The following is a 21,361-nucleotide window of genomic DNA, read 5'->3' as shown; positions in this document are numbered from 1 at the left end:
TTTAGAGGAATCTTACTATATTTTTGCATAACGGATCCCTCCTTTCATAAAAAAATATAGCATAGTATACATATTGTTTTCTATAATTATCTATAGTTTCTAAAAACATCAAAAAAAGAACTCATTTCGATGAGTTCTTTTTCGATTTTTATTTCTGTTTGCGTTTCTTTTTAAGACTTACAACATACATTAGTCCACCTAGCGTAATTAGGCTTGATACATTACGTGTACCTACACCCGTCGTTGGTAATGTAGATGGTGGTGTTGTCGGTGTAACAGATTCTTCTTTCGGTTCTGTCACAATTGGTTTGTTGTTTTCACCTTGAATCGTTACATCTACTTTAAACTCTTTAATATATGGATTGGATTTCATACGGAAGAATGCACGTTGTGTTCGAATTAGTCGAACCGTAACGGCATAGGTTCCTTCTGTATTTTGATCAACAAGTTCCATAAAGTTTGTTTCAATATCAAATGAAACACCATCTGGATTTTGAATATTTAGTGCATTGATAAATGCTTCTTCAGTAATTGGTGTCGATCCATCAAATGAAACCTTGGGATTCATTGTAATTGAATCCAGAGGACCTTTTATCGTTTGATCACGATATTCCAATCCAAAGATTGCTTCACGAAGATTATTCGTAACAACTTCAAGAATAGTAGTTGTCGCAGATTCATCTTCGAAACTTACTGTCGCAAAAGATAATTGTTTATCCAAGACTGCTAGACTTTCTTCAGTATAAAGTGTACGATCAATGCTTTCAGCAATATCAATCATCGCTTTTAAGGACGATCGTGCCTTCTCAATTTGATCCCCCACTGCTACAAGATCGTCAATGTTTGTTTCAAGAAGTTTTGTTAAACTTTGAAGGGTTTTCACATCTGAATTTAAATCATCGACTGCATTCTGTGCTTTCAGAATTGATGCTTGCAATGCCTGAACACCAAGACTTTCATAGCCTTCAATATCAACGTTTTTAGCTTTTGAAATCATTTTTACGAGAGCATTCCGTGCATCACGAATGCTTGTATCATAGTTAACCATATAGGTTTCTGTTTTGATCCCATCTTCTGCTTTCACAACATATTTCATACCGTTCTCGATTTCAATAGCGGTAATATTTGCATTATTTGTTGCTTTCAGTTCAAGTGATGGAAGATTGTTTGTTTTTTGTTCATATACAAAATTGTGATCTTGCGTAAAGGCATCAACGTCTTTACCATCAACTTTAAGTGTTACTGTATAATCTTGATGTGCTTTTGCGATACGGTCATAGACTTCAATTTCCGTAACAGCAAGACCTTTTTTATTAGCTTGTTTTGTCATATTAATACGTACTGCATAGGTTTCAACGCCATCAAATGTTAAGGTATTCATTGTTTGATATACAAACGGTTTTGCCGTTAAATTTTGAACCTCAACCCAATTATTTGGATCATTAAGCACTGAGTCTTCACTGCTGATATGCCCAAATTTCGTTGGTAATTCAGGTTTTATGCCTTCTTTAAGAACTTCAATGACATAAGATCCGGGATATCCAGTTCCATTGTCTTCAAAGAATCCAATACTAAAGTTATCAACGAAGCGTGGTGCCATTGTACCTGCATCTGCAAAAATAATTCCTACCCAGTCTTTTTCACGACTTTGTGCTTGCCAGTTTGTCCAACGGTTTGCTGGAGTATTCGTATAAGATATTACTGCATCATTCATTGCACTTACACGGTCATTTGATCCTGGTCCATCATTTGTAAAGGATGCGATGGCTGCTGGTAGTTCTGATCCAGTCCACATCTTAGCGATATTATCGCCCTGCTCATATTCTGATGCTACGCGGATGGTTAGCGTCGTTTCAGTATTTGCAGTTTCAACCCTACCCTTAAGTATATATGTACCTGGGGTTTTGAGGTTTTCTTTATCAAACGCTTCCCAAACGACATTAAACTCATCAACACGGCCTGTATTGTGGTATGCCTTCGCTTTGAGTGGTAATTTAAAGGACTTGTCCTTAGGTGTAACAAGACTAAAGTTTTCTACACCAACATAACCTTCAACAATAACTTTAACCACAGGTTGTATCTCAGTACCTTCTACATGACCTTTTATCTCAAAGGTTCCGTATTCATCAAGACGCCCTTCATCAAATGCATCCCATGTTACTGAAACATCTTTATCAAAGAGTGTTTCATATTGTGCTGTAACAGTTTTAGGAAGTTCAATTTTCTTACCACGCTCTGTGCGGATAACGATGGATTTAAATGCTTTAATCGGTTCCTGTACTTCGTTTTTCGTTACTGTAAAGCTTACCTCGTTACTTTCATAGGATTTACCGCCATAAGAAACATGTGCTTTAACAGTATAAGTTCCTTCTTTATGTAAGTAGATTAAGCCTGCATTCATACGAATTCCGGATGCATCACCTTGAACCACTTCATAGGAAACATCAAGGAGTGATGGTGCAATTGTACTGCCATCTTCAAGGAAACTTTCTGTTTTAAATGGAATTGTTTCTTGTGTCTTCCCTTCCGTACGGTCAAGTGTAAGTGTTGTGTGATCATACACCGGATCGGATACAACATAAGTCACATCATAATCCATCGAATTGAGTCCGTCTTCAGAGGTTACGCGTACTTTCCCTTGATAGTTATTATTGCGAGTTGGTTGTACCACATTCATAAAAGATCCTGCCTTTGCAGTTCCTTTAAGTACAGGAAGCGATTTTCCAAATGGTACACTCACAACGTAAACATTTTGATCGACTTTAAAGTTCTCTAATGGTTTTGAATCAAGATGAATCATTTCTAATTCTGCTTTTGAATTCGCTTCAATCTTAAAGGTATCACCAATTACTTTTAATTCGGATAGACCCATTGGTCTTGGTTTATCAACGTTCATTTGTGATGTCATGTTGAGACGAACAAACTTCGCATCAACCGTATCAAATGTAACTGGAATTTCAGTTTTAACATCTCCAGATGTCACAACAAAATTATTGTTTTTACTTTGGTTAACAACCGGTGTGAACGTTACACCATCAACACTTGTTTCAATGGTTAAAGAAGCTGGTACTTTCGTAGTATTATCTGTAAAGAAATGAATACCTACTTGATGAATCGTTTCAGTCTTTTCAAACTCTAACATTACCCATTCTTCTTGTTTATCACCAAAATTATTAACCCAGTTTGTCCATCGATTTTCAAATGCGATTGTCCCATCATTGATGCGTTCGATACGATCGCCACCACTCATATAGGAACTTGTCGCAATTGGATAAGTATCTTGAGGACGACGTACGGCAATGTTTTCTCTAACAGCAGTTGCTTCTAATACTGTAATCTGAGCAAATACGGGATAATCTTGACCACCGGAATGTGCTTGTCCCGATATTTTAAGGATACCTGCTTGCGAAACCATAGCATCGCTAATGGATTCCCATGTTACAGGAAGGTTCACTTCGGCACCATTTGAATAGTATGCAATTACCGTTGAAGGTAAGCTTGGTATGGTACCTTTAGGTGTTGCTAGAACTGGATCGATGAGATCTGTAATCATACGCACCATTACCGTTGCGTTAACTGGTATCGATACACCTTCTATAGTTCCTTTTACGCTAAATGATCCCGGTTGTTCGAGTTTGGTTGCATCGATGGTTTCCCAACTTACATCTACCGCTTTTTCCGAACCATCTGAATAAATAGCATTTACGGTTTTAGGTAATTCCGGTTGAACATGTGTTTCGGTAAAGACTGAAACATCGTCAAATCCTAAAATAGTCGCAATTTCAGGTTTCTTCTCAATTGCGAAGACTTCCGTTTTACCTTCTGATAAGTTTTCTGCTTTCGCTGTCAGTTTGAATGACCCGGCTTGCCCATCCGATTTAACAATCACAAGCGCTTTACCATTAAAGGCTTTACGTTGCCATGTTCCATCATGTTGTGCTTTATAGCGTTCATTACTTGCTGGATCGCCATTATCAACCCCAACAATTTCGCCATTTCCTTCAAGCGTAAAGATTATATTGTTTTGTGCATTCGGATTCATAACTCCGTTTTCATCAACAACATTTACATGAATGTAGGATAAGTAATCACGTCCATTTTGAATTACACGTTTTTCAGGCACTAACTCAACTGCTGCAGAACCTTTCGATGTTTTAATCACATCTTCAGCGATGACATTACCATCTTTATCTTTAGCAATCGCTTTTAACGTTCCTGGTTTAAAATCCAAACGCCATTCTAAGTATAATTCTTTAGCGTTGGCACCTTCCTGATATGGACGTCCATACGCTGTTGTTTTTTGAACAAATGCTTTTTCGCCAAGTGAAACATCATCTAAGAACAGTTCAACTTTTGCGGCATTTGAGAAGATACGTACTGGAATTTTTCCATCACGCGTTCTCATGTTGTAATCTAATAACGATTCTTTTTCCCAGTTCCAGTGCGGTAAGATATGAACCATTGGATCTGTTTCAACATCTTTCCATTGACTTTGGTAAAGGTAGAAATCATTTTTAGGGAATCCTGCGGTATCGATAATACCAAAGTAGGATGATTTCGGTGGGGTTTGATTCTGGTTATGCCATGGTGTTGGTTCACCAATATAATCAAATCCAGTCCAAATAAATTGTCCTGCATACCCTTTTTCATCACGATCTGGAATCCAGGAATTGGTTGCTGTTTTACCCCAACCTACATGATCATTCCCGTAATCAGATTGTTGGTATTTACGCGCTGCACTGTTGTCGTGTGAGCGTAATTCATCTGGGAATGCATAAACCCCACGACTACGTGTAGCGGATGATGTTTCCGATCCATAGATCAACCAATCCGGATGTTTTGCACGGATTGCTTTATATGAATCTTCTGCATAGTTAATCCCTACAGCATCAACCTCAGCACTAATAAGTTCATGTGCACCCGTAGGAGCCCAACGATAAACATCTTGTCCCATAGTTGTATAGCGTGTAGCATCAACTTCTTTCGTCCAACGATGTAAATTACGGATCGTTTGAACTGCTTTTGCACTACCGCTATTGGATTCACCAATTTCATTACCAAGTGACCACATAATAACTGCTGGTGAATTTTTACCACGAGCAACCATTCGTTTTAAGTCATATTCAGCCCATGATTGTCCATCAAGCGCTTCGGGATGCGTTGCTTTCGCATCAAAGAAACGACCATAGTCGTATGGTTTTTTACCGCCATACCACGTGTCAAATGCCTCATCAATAATCATAAGACCTAAATCTTCCGCAATTGCGAGTAACTTATCATCAGCTGGGTTATGTGTAATTCGAACAGAGTTTACACCCATATCTTTTAGAATTTCCATCTGACGTCGCATCGCATCATAGTTTGCGACAGATCCAAGTGCACCTTGATCATGATGCATTGATACGCCATAGAACTTCACATCATTACCATTCAATGAAAATCCACCACTTGGTGTCCAGTTCATATAACGATATCCAAAACGTTCTACCGTTTCATCTACAACACGATTGTTTTTTAATACCTGCGTTTTAACGCGATATGTTACCGGTGAATCAATATCCCAAAGGGTTGGATTTGAAACCATAATTGTGGAATCCAAGGTATGTTCTTTCCCTGCTTGGATTTCAACTTCTTTAGTTTCTGCCTTCCCCATTGATGTCCCATCAACGGTTACAACTTCTGTCTTAACCTTTACTTTTTCTGCTTTTTTCGATTTATTTAAAACAGTAGTCTTAACCTCAGTTGTAACGTCTTTTCCAACTTCTTTATCTAAGTTAGGTGTTAAGACAGTTGTTCCGTATTCCTTAATCGAAACATCATCAGTATAAGTCAGAGAAACATCACGATAGATACCGCTTCCTGAATACCAACGACTACTTGGTTGTTTATTTACAACTTTCACAGCAATGGTATTTGAACCTTCTTGATTGAGATAAGATGTTATATCGTATGAAAAAGGAGTATAACCATTAGGATAATTCCCTACTTCTTTACCGTTTACAAAAACAGTAGAGTCCATATAGACACCACCAAAATTCAATCGAACATTTTTGTCCATCTTTTTATCGAAGACAAAGGTTTTGCGATACCAACCGGTACCACCATTCAACAAACCACCCTCATTTTGTGCCGGTGAGTTATGGTCAAAATCAAAAAAGATTGACCAATCATGAGGTAAGGATAAAGCTTGCCAGTCAGTTTCATCATAGTCAACTTCACTTGGACTAGATGCACCTGAAACGTTTAATTTAAATTTCCAATCATCGTTAAAATCAACATCCCGCGAATCTGTTTTAATAACAACAGGTTCCACAACAGCAGCATGGATCGGGGTTTTTTCAATAAATATACTTGAGCACGTCACAGCTACCACCACCCCCATAATTTTAACTGCTTTTCTAAATGACGAATTCATACTCTTCCTCCTATTTAGTAAAAACCAGTAAACATTTAAACATCTTTAATCGATATCTTTACCAAAGATATTTCTCATGTATTTCATATTGTTAGCGCTTACGTGTCCATTATTGCGTTTGCAAGCATACTTGTCAAGTGTAAACGGTAACATTTCATAAGTAAAATAATGGTAAATTTTACTTAATTTGAGAATAACCCCATCTAAGTGCATTTAACCATAAGCATTACATCATTATCGATGTTCGTCATTATATCTAAAAAAAATCCTTCACCTTGGCAAATTTCTAATTATGGTATAATATAAGCAAATATGGAGGCATTATGAAAAAATATATATCATTGATTGCAATCAGCTTTTTCGTTCTAATTTCACTTACTGCTTGTTCTCAAAATAAAGAACAACCTAAACCCGATCTTTCTTCTGAAACTCAAGACTTTTCGAAAGATACCAACCCTGTTGTTACCATTGAGATGGAGGATGGTGGGATTATCAAGCTTGAACTTTACCCAGACATCGCTCCTAATACCGTAAATAACTTTATAAAACTCGTTGAGGATTCTTTTTACGACGGCCTGTTATTTCACCGTGTTATTCCAGGGTTCATGATTCAAGGAGGAGACCCAAAAGGTACAGGAACGGGTGGACCCGGCTATACGATTAAAGGAGAATTTTCTCAAAACAACTTCGATAATCCCATAAGCCATAAACGAGGTATTATTTCAATGGCACGTAGTAAGGGTAACGACACTGCAGGATCGCAGTTTTTCATCGTAACAACTGATGCACCGCATCTTGATGGGAGTTATGCGGCATTTGGCAATGTTGTGGAAGGTATGGACACAGTTGACCGTATTGTAAGTGTCGAGACAAACCAAGACAATCGACCTATAGACGGCAAAGAACAAGTCATGAAACGTGTTACAGTCGATACCAAGGGTAAAACCTATACGAACCCCAATCATAATTAGAACAACAAATTTAAGTTGAATATACCGTACACTCCGTGTACGGTTTTTTTCATAACAAAAGGAGTTCCTCTCAAACGAGAAACTCCTAATTCTAACGACAATTCTTAATTAATTTGATGTTGGGAGAACACGATTTACTTCACCCGCTAAATTAGAAATTGGAAGTGTTTGAAGCACTACCTGACCGGGTCCAGTAAGTTTAACCAAGAAGAAGCCTTCACCACCAAAGAATTTATTGCTTAAACCTTTTACGGTTTCAATTTCATAAGAAACTCCCGATTCAAACATAAATAAATTTCCCTGATCTACCAACAAACTTTCGCCTTCTTTAAGATCATAGGTAATTAAAGAACCATCTGCTTCAAGAAAGAGATTCCCAACCCCAGAAAATTTTTGAAGAATGAAGCCTTCACCACCAAAAAATCCAGCAGAAAGCTTTTTCGTAAATTCATTTGCAAACTCTACACCGGGTTCTGAGGCCAAAAATGCGTTTTTCTGAGCAATAAACGTCTTCGTTCCATCCATAACAATATGTTTAATAACACCTGGCATCGACATTGCGAACGCAATTTCCTGATTCGAATCTTCTGCAGTATAGGTATTTTGGAAGAACCCCTCTCCTGAAAAAGCCCGTCCGAACGCCTTTTTAAAGCCTCCTCCTGAATGCACCTTATAACTCATGTTTGATGTCATCCATGACATATTCCCTGCACTTGTGATAAGGGATTCCCCTTTATCGAGAAAACAACGCAAAACTGGATAAGTTCCTTCAATTTTAAATTCCATAAACAGTCTCCTTTTTCTTGAATTATATCATAAAACATAAAAAAGAGGCGTAACGCCTCTTTAGTGTTCTTTACGATAAGATTTATAGACTACAACCATACCCACTAATGCAATACCAAGAGCACTGTAAAGCAGTGTTTGAGAAGTGGAAACACCTGTTTGTGGTAAGGTGTTTGAAGCTTTAGAGTCTCCATTTTTGGTTGTTGTCGAAGTTTCATCCACCGTTGTTTTTGGTTCCTCTGTCTTCGGTTCTTCCGTCTTCGGTTCTTCCGTCTTCGGTTCTTCCGTTTTTGGTTCCTCTGTCTTCGGTTCTTCCGTCTTCGGTTCTTCCGTTTTTGGTTCCTCTGTCTTCGGTTCTTCCGTCTTCGGTTCTTCCGTTTTTGGTTCTTCCGTTTTTGGTTCAACGCCTTTAAGTTTTAGATCAAGTGCCTTTAGTTTATTGAAAGCATCATCTGCCACTTGAAGTGTATGCGCTTGATAATCAAAATCTCCTGAACGCATCATAAAACGTTTCTCAATATTAAGTTGATCTTGGATTAATGTATCCTCAAAGTCAATCCATTGTTTTTGAATTTCATTACGCGTTACATCATCCTTAAATACATGATGAGCAATTGAATTCGCAGTCCAATACCATGAGTTTTCATCAAATGATGTGCTGGTAACTTGGTAGGATTTATGCGTATCTGTGATGTTTCCCATATACGGAATGTATGGGGAAACAAGTGGAGATCCAACAGCAAGCCACATTACCGCACCTGCATCTGCAGGCAGTGAATCCTTAATTTGGAAAATATGTGCTTCCATGGTATTGATATTACCAATCGGATACTTACTGCGTTCTGTTTCTTCTTGACTTAAAATATTCCCTTTATTATCCAGTTTGATCTCATCTGAAGGGATGAAGTCAGTACCTTCTAAGCGGTTCCGTTGGAATTTCATGACATCTTTCAATCCAACTTTACCATCCATCGATTGAAGTAATTCAAAGGTATCATCATTGTAATTCACCGTACTATTTGGATTGATGGCTTTAATCCCTGACCAAACGCGTGATCGATTCCCATCTGACATTTTAATTGGATTGTAGGAGTTTGCAATATGAAACTTTCCATCCTGTTCAACATAACGACCTGCTGCTATAGCGGTTTCTTTGAGGTCTTTTGATTGAATAACATCTTTCGGTTCAAAACCATCAAGGGTTCCTAAATAAAAAGCATTGGGGAAGACACCGAATTTATCATCAGGGAACTTAATCGCAGCATATTGATGCCCCGATAAAATTTCCATATACCACACTTCATTTTTGTCCGCTAAAACAACAATATTCCCTTCACCAGCACCTTTTTCTTCAATTACCTTCGCAATCAACTCAATACCTTCACGAGCCGACTGAATGCGCGGTAAAATAAGTGTTGTAATGGCTGCCTCCGTAAGTCCGTTTGGAAGATAAGGATCAATCGTCTTGTAAGCAGGATCATACTTAGCAGATACAGTAGCTGTCATCACAACCCCTTTTTCATTGATACCAGCCGCATCATACATACCTTCATTGATGGTTACATCCGGTATTGCCGTATATTTAAAATTATGTTCGCTTGCTTCATAGGTAAAGCCATTGGATGGATCTACAAATGGAACGGTATTATCAAGCATCCGTCCTTCTACATTCTTTACAACAAATGTCTTATTATGATTTAATTCTAGGTCTTCAGTACGTCCAATAATCACAGAACCATCTTCAGTTAAATTTTTCCCAATAATGATACCGGTACATGCAAAGGTACTTGTAATGGTTAAGCAAAGTCCAACGATACTCATAAGACCCGTTAATGCGATTTTTTCTATTTTACTCATAGTTTCCTCCATACATAAAAAAATGCACACCAAAACATTTCGTAGTTTGTATTTATATACCTCCCTTTCTATGTCTAAATTCATATTATCATAATGAAATGATTTGAAAAGATGCGTTTGATAACTGAGCAATCATGTAATATATTTCCACCATTCTCTAAAGCATTTATTAATAAAAAAAACGGTATACATTTTGTATACCGTTTCTAAGTTTTTATGATTTCACGAGTACTTGTTCCTCAGCTTGAAGTGCTTGAGGGAATTCGTGGTAAGTTTTTAGGTCTAATTGTTCTAAATCATGTGCAACGCAGACTGCACTCACCCCATCATCCACAACATTGATAGCCGTCACTAACATTTCGACTGGACGATTTATAGCGAGAATGAAACTATAGGCAGCTAAGGCATATTGATTTGTATAGCCCATTCCCGTAAGAATGGTGAAGAGTAAGATTGCACCTGAACCGGGTGCTGCAGGTGTACTGATTGATCCAATAATGGTCAACAGAATAATGGATACCAATTCAACAACCCCAACATGATAACCCGCTACTGATGCGACAAATAAGGTTGCAATAATTTGCATGACCGCAGTACCAGTCATGTTTATGGTCGAAGCTAAGGGTACGATAAAAGATGCTACGGACTCATCCACACCAAGTTCATTCATCACCGTTTCCTGTGTTAACGGTAGTGTTGCAGCTGAAGATGAGGTTGAAAAACCAAATACAGCAACTTTATACATCTTCTTAATAAATGGAAGTGGTGATAATCCTGTTTTAAATGCGATAAATATTGGAAACACTGCAAATCCGAGGACAAGAAGTGTTAATGAAGTCAGTATCATATAGATAAGTGCTGGCTGTAAGTAATCAATGCCGTATGATGCAAGCGTTCTAACGAGTAGACAGAAGATTGCGATTGGACCAAACTTCATAATCACAAGATCCAATAATTTCATCGAAAGAAGATAAATTTCATCGACTAGTTTTGGTAAGACTTCCATTTTCTCGCCGAGTTGTTGTGACATCACACCGACAATCAACGCTAGAACAACGACGGCAATAATATTTGAATTACTGCTTAGCGTTCCCAATGCATTATTGTTGAATGCATTCAGAATCATTGACAGTGGGTTTGTTTGATTTACAACCCCTTCTGTAATCTCAATCGCTCCTAAATTTGATATTTGAAACACACCTAATTTGTATGCGGTAAATCCAGTAACACTTGCGAGTACGATTGCGATTGCTAAGAGTTGCATAAAGTTCGCAAACCCTTTCTTCGCAAGTTTGTTCAGTACACGCGTTTCTTGGATTTGTTGTATTGATCTTACAATCGATGTAAAGATTAATGGTACTAAGACAAGTTGCAACAAACGCATAAAGATTTGTCCAATAATAAAGAAAATACCAATTGCAGTCGGATTTGACTCATGTAAGATATCCGCAAATAGCGCATCATTGATCTGCTTCCAAAGCGATGCATTACCATTTCCAATCAAGGTTTCTCTTAAAAATATAAAACCAAGACCTACCCCTAAACCTAAAACCAAGGTCCAAACAATTCTACGTGTGAAGTTATTTTTCTTCATATTTCCCTCCTGTATTTGGTTCCAAATAATAAGTTTTCCAAAAAAAAAACTTATTTTGAATCAAATAAGTCCGAAAAGAATATAAATATATACTAAAAAATATATTTTTACTCCTTATAAACATCTCGTGCTTACTTAAAGGATTCGTCTGTAGTGTATCAAAGTTGTTCTAAGAATTCAAGCATCACAATACGATAAAATACGATTTTTGAAATTAAGGTCCGAAATCGAAATAAAATACGGTTTCATTTTTGTTTGCGTTTTTTGTGCTTGTGATGAGGTTAATAGGATACTTGGGTGGTAAACCCTAAAGCCCATCTTTCCAGGAACATGTTCACTTTGTAAAATTTTAAATTGATCTATATCCCTAATATGGACTACAAAAAAACCAGGATCTTGTTCATCCGAAATATAAATAATCAGTCCAGTCTTCAAATCAGATTGTCGATATGGGATGTTCTTAAATCCTTGATCGTCTTTCTTCCATAATGTAACGAAATGACCTTGCTTTTTGGGCGTGCTGCGACCTTCTCGATATACAAATTCAACCTGATTCTCTATGAGGACATTCATCCCAAAATACGAATCATTATAGAAATCTCGTGATATAACTTCAACCTTAAGACCCTTTTCACGTAAGAACTTTAAACCTTCTGACATAATCGCTCCTTTAGCATCAAAAAGAAGTCCTAAGACTCCTTATTTGTTTATTTCGTATTCAAGTACATCTTTCGCAATATCTGCTTGTGTAACAGCATGATCATCATTAACAATCATGATTTTCTTACCGTCTAAAGCTTCTTCACCATATTTATCTTTAAGGTAATTCATGGCTTCACGTTCTTTTACTTTATCTTGAATGATATCTTTTTCAATGATTTTTTTTACGACAACACCAATTCCTAAAACAGCTGCAGCACCAATGGCTACTTTAAATAATTTGTTCATAATATTACCTCCTTGTTAGGAATATTATAACATGATAGCACGTTCTTATCATTAAATATCATTAGACCTTCACAAACAAATTCAGTAAATGCTCCGCGATATATTCCGCAACGCCGTTTTCATTATTTGTACACGTCACCGTATCCGCAACGATTTTTAAAGAATGTCTCGCATTTCCCATTGCAACACCAATTCCAGCCTGTTTGATCATCGTCAAATCATTATCACTATCACCAAAACATAGCACTTCATCGGGTTTAATACCACGGTAAGCAGCATACGCCATAATTGCATCACCTTTATTAATACGTTTAGGCATAATTTCAGCCCAGCCAGGCGCTACCATTAATAAATCATAATCCGCATCCATATCTAGAGCAATCCGTTCTTTCACCAACTCTGTATAATCTGCATTTTGTATATAGACAATTTTAAGAATAGAATCGCCATTTTCAAAACGATGATGAATATCCTTTAAGTGGTTGATTTTAGAAACGCGCGTGGCATCACTAAAAAACCGCAGACGGTCCTCATCTTCACCGAAGACAAAATCTTCTTCAGATCGTGTATCCATTTGGAAATAAATAATATCATCAAAACAATAAAGAATCCCCATAAAATACTTCGTACCGAGCTGTTCCATGCGCTCACATGCATCAAAACTCATCGGCGGTTCAATTGCCTTATAATTTCGAATCGGATGCTCTACACGCATACCGTTAAGCGATACGATAGGAATTTGATGTGGATCAAGTTCCAAGGCTTCCGCAATCGCTGCAGCACTCTCATAATTTCGGCCCGTCGCAAGCATAAATTCATACCCTTGATTGCGTGCTGCATGAATCACCTCTCGCGTACGATCTGTAATGACATGTTCAGAATTCAATAAAGTACCATCAATATCACTTGCAATTAACTTAATCATAAAAACTCCTTTATCTATTTACTCTCGAGATTTTTCATTATACCAACTAATTGTTCAAACATTGCATCATCATAAGGACTGTGACCACTTGCCTCCACAAGATGCAGATGCACATTCTCCAGTTTCTGTGCCAATTCATAAGCACCACTCGGTCTACAATCAACATCATAGCGTCCATGAACAATCTCCGTAGGAATTGTTTGAATCTGATTGATGTGATTTAGAAGATAATTATCATCATCCCAAAACATTTTATTCGCAAAAAAATGACATTCAAGCGTTGCTAGACTTATGTCTGCATCAGTAACTTCCAAATCTTGCAACCTAGGAACTAAATGAACCAGCGAACTTTCCCATGTTGACCATGCTTTAGCACAGAGTCGCTTCTGTAGATCATCCTTACCCGTAAAAACACGATAATATGCTTGAATCAAATCATGACGTTCATCAGGTTCAATAACCGACTTAAAGGCTTCATGTTCTGCCGGATAGAAGTAAGATGCCCCTTCTTGATAGAGCCAATCGATATCTGATTGCCTTCCAAGAAAAATACCACGTAATACTAATTGAGATACACGGTTCGGATGTTTAATCGCATACAACAAAGCAAGCGTTGATCCATAACTGCCACCAAAAACGACCCAAGAATCAATACCATAATGATGTCGAATCATCTCCAAATCCTCAACACCTGAAAACGGTGTATTGTTTACTAAAGTTGCGAAAGGCTCTGATTGACCACACCCACGTTGATCAAAAGCAATCACAAACCATTTTGTTGAATCAAAAAAACTGAAAGACTTCTCCGAGATACACCCTCCCGGTCCACCATGTAGAAAGACAACTGCTGGATTGTTCTTATTTCCGCGCGTATAAACGGCTAAAGATTGTCCATCTTGAGTTATTAATCGTTCTGTAATTTCCATCATTTACCTCGTTTTCTTTTTATTATTATATCATGAATTAATATTTGTCTCTAAAACTTGAAATAATATATTGTAATCGCTATTATTAGTATGTTATGTAATTGAAAAGAGGTCCAACTATGAACGAATTACAACGCGAAGATTATAATATATTAGTATGGGTTAAAGCATTCTGTGATCGTGAAAACATCAATTATTTCTTATATGCCGGTACATTACTGGGTGCAATTCGTCATCAAGGATTTATTCCTTGGGATGATGACGTTGATATTGCGATGGAACGTGAAGATTTTGATCGATTTGATGCATTAATGGCGCAAGAACTTAAAAATAATACACCTTATCGTTACCAATCACGTCAAAACGATAAGTACCTTGCCATTGAATTTTCAAAAGTACGATCCGATATTCTTAAAATTAAAGAAACTGTATCCAAAACACAAAAAGGATATGAAGGAGCTTGGGTTGATATCTTCCCTATGGATCGCGTACCTGATGATGAAACCTTGCGTCGCAAGCAGTTTGAACAAGTCAACAAGTACACCCGTCTCTTACGCATTTTCTTATTAGTTCAAGAAACAGAAAATGATAAAGGGGTAAAACTTATCCTGAAGAAAACCATGCAATTTCTTAATGAAAAACTCTATAAGATTAATATCTTTATTCCAATTCTTATGAAAAAACGCTATAAAGCAATGACACAATACCGAGACGTCGAGACATCATGCATCGGTGACTTAGGTTACTTATACTTTGAAAATTACGATCAATACAACACATCAATCATTGAACGTAAACATATCAAAGAACCTATTGAAACACTTTTCGAAGATGAGTTGTTTAAAATTCCATCCGATGCGGATGCTGTCCTAACACGAGCATTTGGTGATTATATGACCCTACCCGCAGAAGAAGATCGAAAAATACATCGTATTGAAACAATTGAATCTTAAATCATAATATTAAAAAGTGTATATTCACATTACTGTGAATATACACTTTTTTTTGACTAATCCGCAAAGTTATCGAAATAACCTTGAACAAATACGATTGGAGTTCCTTTATCGCCAGATCCACTTGTTAAGTCACAAAGTGAACCAATGAGGTCAACTAAACGACGAGGTGTCGTTCCTTGAGCTGCCATATTTCCTACAAGATTATCATCTTTATCTTTGATATGAGATTCGATTGCTTTTTTCAAATCTTCACCTTGTAAGTCTTTAAAATCATTATCTGCAAGATACTTCAGTTTTAATTCATTTGGAGTACCCTCTAAGCCTGTTGTGTAAGCTGGGGAAACAGTAGGATCTGCAAGCTCCCAAATTTTACCAATTGGATCTTTAAAAGCACCATCACCGTATACCATTACTTCAACATGCTTCGAAGTTGCTTCAAGCATTCGTTTTTGAATATCTTCAACTAAATCTGTACATTCTCTTGGGAAAAGTTTTACAGAATCTTCAGTAGATTTATTTGAGCCCAGTAAACCATAGCGTTCATTGTAACCACTACCGTCAACACTTTCATTTAGAATATCATCAAGACCACAAACAATTTTCGCACCATTATCGCGTAAGATACGTTTTGTGCGAGCATTAGTATGAATATCACACGCTAGAACTTTATCAGTATAATCTAAGATTGTACGAGGGTTGTTTGAGAAAATAATTTCAACCTCAGTTCCAGCTTCTTCAATTATACTTGCATAGTAAGCAACGTAATCAATACCCGTAAATGGATGTTTGTTTTCTCCAAATAAACTACGATATTGCTCAAGACTTAGAACATCACTATATGGGTTAATACCTGAAGCATCAAGTTGGTCTAAACTCACAAGTTCATTCCCTACTTCATCTGAAGGGTAACTTAACATGAGCACAACCTTATCAACACCTTTAGCGATTCCACGTAAACAAATTGAAAAACGATTTCGCGATAGAATTGGGAAAATAACACCCACGGTTCCACCATCCATTTTTTTATTTACATCTTTCGCAATGGCATCAACAGAAACATAATTTCCTTGAGCACGAGCAACAATGGATTCCGTTAATGCGATAATATCGCGATCACGAACATCAAAATTTTCACTCTTCCCAGCTTCCAAAATGCTTTCTGTAACGATTTGAGCTAAATCATCACCTTCACGAATGATCGGACAACGAACACCTCTTGAAACAGTACCAATTTTTCTTTCCATATATAACATCCTTTTTTTTATATAAAACACTGAAAGCCTCGTAGAGAGGCAATCCATTAATGATTCTAACACATTTAGGAACAAATTTAAATAAAAAATATAAAACAGTATCCCTTTAGGATGGGTATATGCTATGATATCACTAAAACAATTTTAGAGGTAATCGTATGAAGTCAATTCGTTATCGTATCTATCAGCATAAAACCCGGAAAAAGAATGCCCAGGACCGAGGCACACAATTTGAACTCGAAGCATTCAATCTGTTATCGCAAGACTCAAGTACTTATGTATACCATAGTACCTATATCCCTATTGTTCGCAATAACGGAATAACAGAAATTGATTTGATTGTCGTAAATCGGAGCGGTATCGCGTGTTTTGAGGTTAAGTATACTAAACAACCATTCATCGGTTCATATGACGATGCCTTCTGGTTTAAGAAAGGTACAGACCAATCCATACGCAATCCGTTTATTCAAAATCGTTATCACGTTGATGCACTCGCATCCTACTTAGGTATTGACGCTTCGTTTATCAAGAATTGTGTACTCGTCAATCACATCCATCGTCCGATTAAAAATTTGTTTACCCTGAGTTCTGCACACTCATATTCGAATGTTGAGTCACTATCCCGCTCTGAGATAAGAAGAATTAATCGATTATTACTTCGTCGTCAGCGCTTCCTTATTTTGAAAAAGTGGAAACACCGTCGTTATCGAAAAAAAATTGCAAAGAATAATAGAACGACTTCTTAGGTCGTTCTATTTTTTAGTGCTCCTTGGGTATCGAAATAATAAGTTTTGTTATTAATGATTGCTTTACCAACCATCATCTGGCCATTATCTTTGAGATAGTACCACTGATTATTTAGGTATTTCCACCCAGTAACCATTGAACCACTTTGATCCAAATAGTACCACTTGTTATTGAGTTTTTTCCATCCGGTAGCCATTGCACCAGACGGTTCCAAATAGTACCATTTATTTTGAATCTTTTTCCATGATGTTACCATCGATCCCGATTTCTCTAAGTAGTACCACTTCTGGTTAATCTTTTTCCAGCCTTTGGCCATAGCACCCGAGTTTTCAAAGTAATACCATTTATCAGCTATTTTTTGCCATCCAGTTACCATTTCTGAATTCGAGTCAAAATAGTACCAAACACCCTTAATCGCCTTCCATTGACGATTGAGTGACCCTACGAGAGAGAAATAATACCATTTATTAGATATCTTTTTCCAACCCGTCACCATTCCTTTCTCCTGATCTATATAGAATTTATTGTTTGCAATTGAAACAAAACCGCTCAAAGGTTTCCCTAAATCATCGAAATAATAACGCGAACCCGAGATTGTCTCCCAACGTCCCTTGATAAGTTCTAAAGTCTTATCTCGATAAGACGATTTACCTTTTTCGCCTTGCCACCCTTGACGATGTTTCTCGATTATATTTGGTTTTGGATTTGGCTTTAAAATTACAGAATTGTCTTTTTTAGGTCGCTGTTGTACTGCTCTAAATTTTGATTCTAAAACTTTGAACTCCTGAATAATCTGACTCACTTCCAAATCACTTCGATTTGAAAATGCACGATCAAGTTTATTTATTAAAGATTGCTTATTCTTATCAGTTATCTTAGAACTTTTTTGAATTTGCTGTCTTAAACGCTCAGTATTATTCAAGAACAACTGCCGTTCTTGATTCAACGTAGTTGCTTGAACACGTATAGCATCGAGATTATGTGTTGTATGAGAAGAATTAATGAGGCTTAAGAGCCTATTATAGTCGTTACTTGTTAAAAATTTAAACGAATTATTTAAATCACCAATTAAAGTCTTTTTCCGATTTAGAAATTCAATTCGTCGTTCTTCATCCTCAAGTATCTTTTTAACAACATCAATCTCATGGTGTTTTGCTTCACCTTTTTTCGATCTTACACGATTTAAGTAATGGTCTCGCATTTCTTTAGAAATCTTTGTTTTGCTTTCAAGAAATTTTTGAAACGCTTCATCTTCACGCTGATCCGATACATCGATTTCTGAATCTACAATATCCACGACTCCTTCATTTTGGGGACGTTGCCATGCTTTACCCCCTTTACGAATATGTTCGGCCTCAATTCTATCAAAATATGGAACCACTTGCCCATCAAAATTTTTAGAACTCAACCAAATATTCGCAAGTTCTTCTGCATAATACTTTCTCATATCCTTATGGATTTTATCAAATGAATCAATCGCTTTAAGATAGAGTTCCACAAATCTACTATCCTGCTTAATTTTATTTTCTAAATTTACAACTTCTGTTTTAAGCTCCTCAAGTTCGATAGCATCCACAGTCTCTTTAGATCGATCAATATAATATTTTTTCTGAGAATCTGACAAAAGACCATTTTGCGTTAAATTCATCTCAAAACGCTCAATATTACGAGATCTTTTTCTTCGTGCGGTTGATTCCTCAACCATTTTCTTTATTTGATTGATTTTTTCTTGACGCTTTGGAATCGGTGTGTTTTCAATCATTTTAATATACTTCTCGACGTTTTCCGCGTGCCGCCCTAAATCGACAGTTTCATCATCAAAATCTTCTAATGAAATTAGATAAGCTTTTAAAGCGATTAAATCTCGATCTCTCGGTTTTTTCTCCTCAGCATGAATCGACTGAGAAAAGAACAAGAAACCTGATACAATGAGTAACATTGTTAACTTTTTCATATTCACAAATCTCCTTCTTGTCTAGAACGAACTTAGAATAATTGAGAACGAAAACAATGTAAAGTATATTTATAAAACACTCCAAACGGTTGTTAAAACACGTTGAAATCGATTCGCTTTACACCTACTAATTTGACATTCGCAAGATAATTACAATTGTAAAAACCTAAGTATATGCATAAAGCTTAATAGAACGCTCTGATTGGACACATCAAGGGCAGTTATCACGATGACATAAGAGCATGATAAACAATGTAGGCATTGCACACGATTTGATATAATTAAGGTATTAGAAGGAGGAATAGAATGAAACTAAATATTGATTGTGTACGAGATATCCTACTCCATCTCGAACATACAGAGCCCAACATTACCTTTAAGGACATCACACTGGGTCATTTACAGAACGCTTATAATCAAAAAGAATGTTTGGAACATTTACATAAAATGCACCACGCAAACATCCTCACACTCTCGAATACCGGTACCGAAAACCCCACAATTCAATTAACAGAAAACGGGCAAAATCTTATCGATGCAGTCAAGGATAAGCGCCTCTATGATGAATTTAAAAATGAAATCAACCAGAAATATCCAATTTATACGGTAGAAATATTTGCATACGGACTTTTTGCATATCGATCCACACGGTATGGATATTAAGAGTGTATCGTGGATACACTCTTTTTTTAATCGAATAAATTATAAAGTTGAATGAGCACAAGTGAGATTACTGTTGGAACTACCCATGCCAAGCCATGAGAATTTAAAGGAATGCGACTAAGTAACGAAACGTTTGTGAAAAAGTAAGTGTCAATAATCGATAGTAATGACATCAATGCAGTGACCCCAATCGTAACTTGATATACAGATGGTTTTACATGACAAAACAATTCGATAAAACTGAGTACAATCAGAACCATCGCAATCGGATATATTGTTTCCAGCAGTGGTACAGAAATCTGTAGAATTTTACTCAATCCGAGGTTAGACGTTACAAAACTCCATACTGTAATAACTACGACCCAAGACTTGTACTGGTACTTGGTTTTTGATGAAAAATATTGACTACAAGATGTAATCAATCCAACAGAAGTAGTAAGACATGCTAAGGTAAAAATAATTGCTAGAAGAATGACGCCAACGGGTCCAAATATATGAATGATAATATTCGCAAGAGTTTGTGCACCATGTTCTGAAAATCCATAAATCGAACCACTTAATGCTCCTAAATACGCTAATGACCCATATACAACAACTAATAAAACACCCGCAAACATTCCTGCACGCACTGTATTTTTCACCACATCTTTTTCATTTGTAATGCCGAGATCTTTAATAATCAGTGAAATCACCAGCCCAAAATTCAATGCTGCAATGGTATCCATCGTAAGATAACCATCAAGAAATCCTTGGACAAAAGGAGCTGTTTGGTAATTTCCTATCGCTGATGTAAATCCATCAAATGGTTTGATAAAACTACCTACAAATACAATTAACATTAAAAGAAGTAAGAGTGGCGTAAGAAGTTTCCCCATACGATCCACCAACTTAGTAGGATTTTTTGAAATAAAATAAGCAATGGCAAAAAAGATTGCCGTAAATATAAAAAGTCCTAATTGTTGATAGGATGCATAAACGCCTAGAAAAGGTGCGACCGCCATTTCAAAAGGCAGACTTCCTGCTCTTGGAATTCCCAACAGTGGTCCAATTGAGAGATAGATTAAGAAAGTAAAAACTAAAGCAAATTTCGGATGAACCTTTGAAGCAAGCGGATATAAACCACGATTTTGAGATATTGCAATGACTGCAAAAACGGGAAAACAAACCGCTGTAATGTAAAAGCCTGCTAACGATACTAAAGTATGTATCCCGGATGATTCACCTAAAAAGGGTGGAAAAATAAGATTTCCAGCACCAAAAAATAGTGAAAATAATGTTAATGATACGAATAATGTGTTCTTTCTTGATAATTTCTGCATACGTTTCTCCTTAATTCCATCAATAATCGACAAAAAAACCTCATCCA

General features: G+C 36.7%; 15 protein-coding genes and 1 other annotated feature (1 of these 16 cut by a window edge). Of the genes, 4 read left to right on the top strand and 11 right to left on the bottom strand.

The genetic code is table 11. The features are described from left to right. Nucleotides 1–148: 148 nt before the first annotated feature. Nucleotides 149–6,415, bottom strand: a complete 6,267-nt coding sequence (locus LLS04_RS07130; RefSeq protein ID WP_323611022.1) for an Ig-like domain-containing protein — start codon at nucleotides 6,413–6,415, stop codon at nucleotides 149–151. Between the two features lie 323 nt (nucleotides 6,416–6,738). Here LLS04_RS07130 and LLS04_RS07125 point away from each other — a divergent pair, with 323 nt between their 5' ends. Next, nucleotides 6,739–7,386, top strand: a complete 648-nt coding sequence (locus LLS04_RS07125; protein WP_323611020.1) for a peptidylprolyl isomerase — start codon at nucleotides 6,739–6,741, stop codon at nucleotides 7,384–7,386. A gap of 108 nt (nucleotides 7,387–7,494) precedes the next feature. On the opposite strand, the gene LLS04_RS07120 is transcribed toward LLS04_RS07125, so the two are convergent. From LLS04_RS07120 to pip, 7 genes are all read right to left on the bottom strand, one after another. Then, nucleotides 7,495–8,172: a TIGR00266 family protein gene (locus LLS04_RS07120; protein WP_323611019.1), complete on the bottom strand. Its 678-nt coding sequence runs from the start codon at nucleotides 8,170–8,172 to the stop codon at nucleotides 7,495–7,497. Nucleotides 8,173–8,232: 60 nt separating this feature from the next. Beyond that, on the bottom strand, nucleotides 8,233–10,029 hold the full coding sequence (locus LLS04_RS07115; RefSeq protein ID WP_323611017.1) for a C69 family dipeptidase: 1,797 nt from the start codon (nucleotides 10,027–10,029) through the stop codon (nucleotides 8,233–8,235). 214 nt (nucleotides 10,030–10,243) lie between these two features. Then, nucleotides 10,244–11,623 (bottom strand): dicarboxylate/amino acid:cation symporter, encoded by a 1,380-nt coding sequence (locus LLS04_RS07110; RefSeq protein WP_323611015.1) that lies wholly within the window; start codon nucleotides 11,621–11,623, stop codon nucleotides 10,244–10,246. A gap of 177 nt (nucleotides 11,624–11,800) precedes the next feature. Beyond that, nucleotides 11,801–12,283 (bottom strand): MepB family protein, encoded by a 483-nt coding sequence (locus LLS04_RS07105; RefSeq protein ID WP_323611013.1) that lies wholly within the window; start codon nucleotides 12,281–12,283, stop codon nucleotides 11,801–11,803. Nucleotides 12,284–12,322: 39 nt separating this feature from the next. Beyond that, nucleotides 12,323–12,571, bottom strand: coding sequence for a hypothetical protein (locus LLS04_RS07100; RefSeq protein ID WP_003773475.1), 249 nt, complete (start codon nucleotides 12,569–12,571; stop codon nucleotides 12,323–12,325). Between the two features lie 61 nt (nucleotides 12,572–12,632). Then, nucleotides 12,633–13,496, bottom strand: a complete 864-nt coding sequence (locus LLS04_RS07095) for a Cof-type HAD-IIB family hydrolase (protein ID WP_323611012.1) — start codon at nucleotides 13,494–13,496, stop codon at nucleotides 12,633–12,635. 14 nt (nucleotides 13,497–13,510) lie between these two features. Further along, complete coding sequence (gene pip, locus LLS04_RS07090) at nucleotides 13,511–14,422, bottom strand: prolyl aminopeptidase (protein WP_323611010.1); 912 nt, start codon at nucleotides 14,420–14,422, stop codon at nucleotides 13,511–13,513. 119 nt (nucleotides 14,423–14,541) lie between these two features. Between pip and LLS04_RS07085 the strand changes: the two genes are divergently transcribed. Further along, on the top strand, nucleotides 14,542–15,375 hold the full coding sequence (locus tag LLS04_RS07085) for a LicD family protein (RefSeq protein ID WP_323611009.1): 834 nt from the start codon (nucleotides 14,542–14,544) through the stop codon (nucleotides 15,373–15,375). Between the two features lie 56 nt (nucleotides 15,376–15,431). Here LLS04_RS07085 and LLS04_RS07080 read toward each other — a convergent pair whose 3' ends face one another. Beyond that, nucleotides 15,432–16,622 (bottom strand): coenzyme F420-0:L-glutamate ligase, encoded by a 1,191-nt coding sequence (locus LLS04_RS07080; protein WP_323611008.1) that lies wholly within the window; start codon nucleotides 16,620–16,622, stop codon nucleotides 15,432–15,434. Nucleotides 16,623–16,789: 167 nt separating this feature from the next. Between LLS04_RS07080 and LLS04_RS07075 the strand changes: the two genes are divergently transcribed. Then, nucleotides 16,790–17,377: a nuclease-related domain-containing protein gene (locus tag LLS04_RS07075; protein ID WP_323611007.1), complete on the top strand. Its 588-nt coding sequence runs from the start codon at nucleotides 16,790–16,792 to the stop codon at nucleotides 17,375–17,377. On the opposite strand, the gene LLS04_RS07070 is transcribed toward LLS04_RS07075, so the two are convergent. Continuing rightward, nucleotides 17,374–19,332: a choline-binding protein gene (locus LLS04_RS07070; protein ID WP_323611006.1), complete on the bottom strand. Its 1,959-nt coding sequence runs from the start codon at nucleotides 19,330–19,332 to the stop codon at nucleotides 17,374–17,376. The genes LLS04_RS07075 and LLS04_RS07070 overlap by 4 nt on opposite strands. A 306-nt stretch (nucleotides 19,333–19,638) precedes the next feature. Between LLS04_RS07070 and LLS04_RS07065 the strand changes: the two genes are divergently transcribed. After that, on the top strand, nucleotides 19,639–19,995 hold the full coding sequence (locus LLS04_RS07065) for a DUF2513 domain-containing protein (protein WP_323611005.1): 357 nt from the start codon (nucleotides 19,639–19,641) through the stop codon (nucleotides 19,993–19,995). Nucleotides 19,996–20,021: 26 nt separating this feature from the next. Here LLS04_RS07065 and brnQ read toward each other — a convergent pair whose 3' ends face one another. Then, nucleotides 20,022–21,314 carry a branched-chain amino acid transport system II carrier protein gene (gene brnQ, locus LLS04_RS07060; RefSeq protein WP_323611004.1) on the bottom strand — a complete coding sequence of 431 codons (1,293 nt, stop codon included), beginning with the start codon at nucleotides 21,312–21,314 and terminating at the stop codon, nucleotides 20,022–20,024. A 46-nt stretch (nucleotides 21,315–21,360) separates the two neighbouring features. After that, nucleotide 21,361, bottom strand: a binding site (T-box leader); it runs 230 nt beyond the window's last position.

The organism is Erysipelothrix enhydrae, from assembly GCF_035066605.1.
Taxonomy (GTDB): Bacteria; Bacillota_I; Bacilli_A; order Erysipelotrichales; family Erysipelotrichaceae; genus Erysipelothrix; species Erysipelothrix amsterdamensis.
The sequence above is the reverse complement of the archived record's forward strand: the minus strand, read 5'-3'. Positions and strand labels throughout refer to the sequence as shown.

Bases quoted from the DNA above. Each gene is read 5' to 3' on its own strand.
- LLS04_RS07110 (WP_323611015.1), bottom strand. From the start codon at position 11,623: ATGAAGAAAAATAACTTCACACGTAGAATTGTTTGGACCTTGGTTTTA.
- LLS04_RS07100 (WP_003773475.1), bottom strand. From the start codon at position 12,571: ATGAACAAATTATTTAAAGTAGCCATTGGTGCTGCAGCTGTTTTAGGA.
- LLS04_RS07115 (WP_323611017.1), bottom strand. From the start codon at position 10,029: ATGAGTAAAATAGAAAAAATCGCATTAACGGGTCTTATGAGTATCGTT.
- LLS04_RS07105 (WP_323611013.1), bottom strand. From the start codon at position 12,283: ATGTCAGAAGGTTTAAAGTTCTTACGTGAAAAGGGTCTTAAGGTTGAA.
- LLS04_RS07070 (WP_323611006.1), bottom strand. From the start codon at position 19,332: ATGAAAAAGTTAACAATGTTACTCATTGTATCAGGTTTCTTGTTCTTT.
- LLS04_RS07125 (WP_323611020.1), top strand. From the start codon at position 6,739: ATGAAAAAATATATATCATTGATTGCAATCAGCTTTTTCGTTCTAATT.
- LLS04_RS07080 (WP_323611008.1), bottom strand. From the start codon at position 16,622: ATGGAAAGAAAAATTGGTACTGTTTCAAGAGGTGTTCGTTGTCCGATC.
- LLS04_RS07095 (WP_323611012.1), bottom strand. From the start codon at position 13,496: ATGATTAAGTTAATTGCAAGTGATATTGATGGTACTTTATTGAATTCT.
- LLS04_RS07065 (WP_323611005.1), top strand. From the start codon at position 19,639: ATGAAACTAAATATTGATTGTGTACGAGATATCCTACTCCATCTCGAA.
- LLS04_RS07075 (WP_323611007.1), top strand. From the start codon at position 16,790: ATGAAGTCAATTCGTTATCGTATCTATCAGCATAAAACCCGGAAAAAG.
- LLS04_RS07085 (WP_323611009.1), top strand. From the start codon at position 14,542: ATGAACGAATTACAACGCGAAGATTATAATATATTAGTATGGGTTAAA.
- LLS04_RS07120 (WP_323611019.1), bottom strand. From the start codon at position 8,172: ATGGAATTTAAAATTGAAGGAACTTATCCAGTTTTGCGTTGTTTTCTC.
- pip (WP_323611010.1), bottom strand. From the start codon at position 14,422: ATGGAAATTACAGAACGATTAATAACTCAAGATGGACAATCTTTAGCC.
- LLS04_RS07130 (WP_323611022.1), bottom strand. From the start codon at position 6,415: ATGAATTCGTCATTTAGAAAAGCAGTTAAAATTATGGGGGTGGTGGTA.
- brnQ (WP_323611004.1), bottom strand. From the start codon at position 21,314: ATGCAGAAATTATCAAGAAAGAACACATTATTCGTATCATTAACATTA.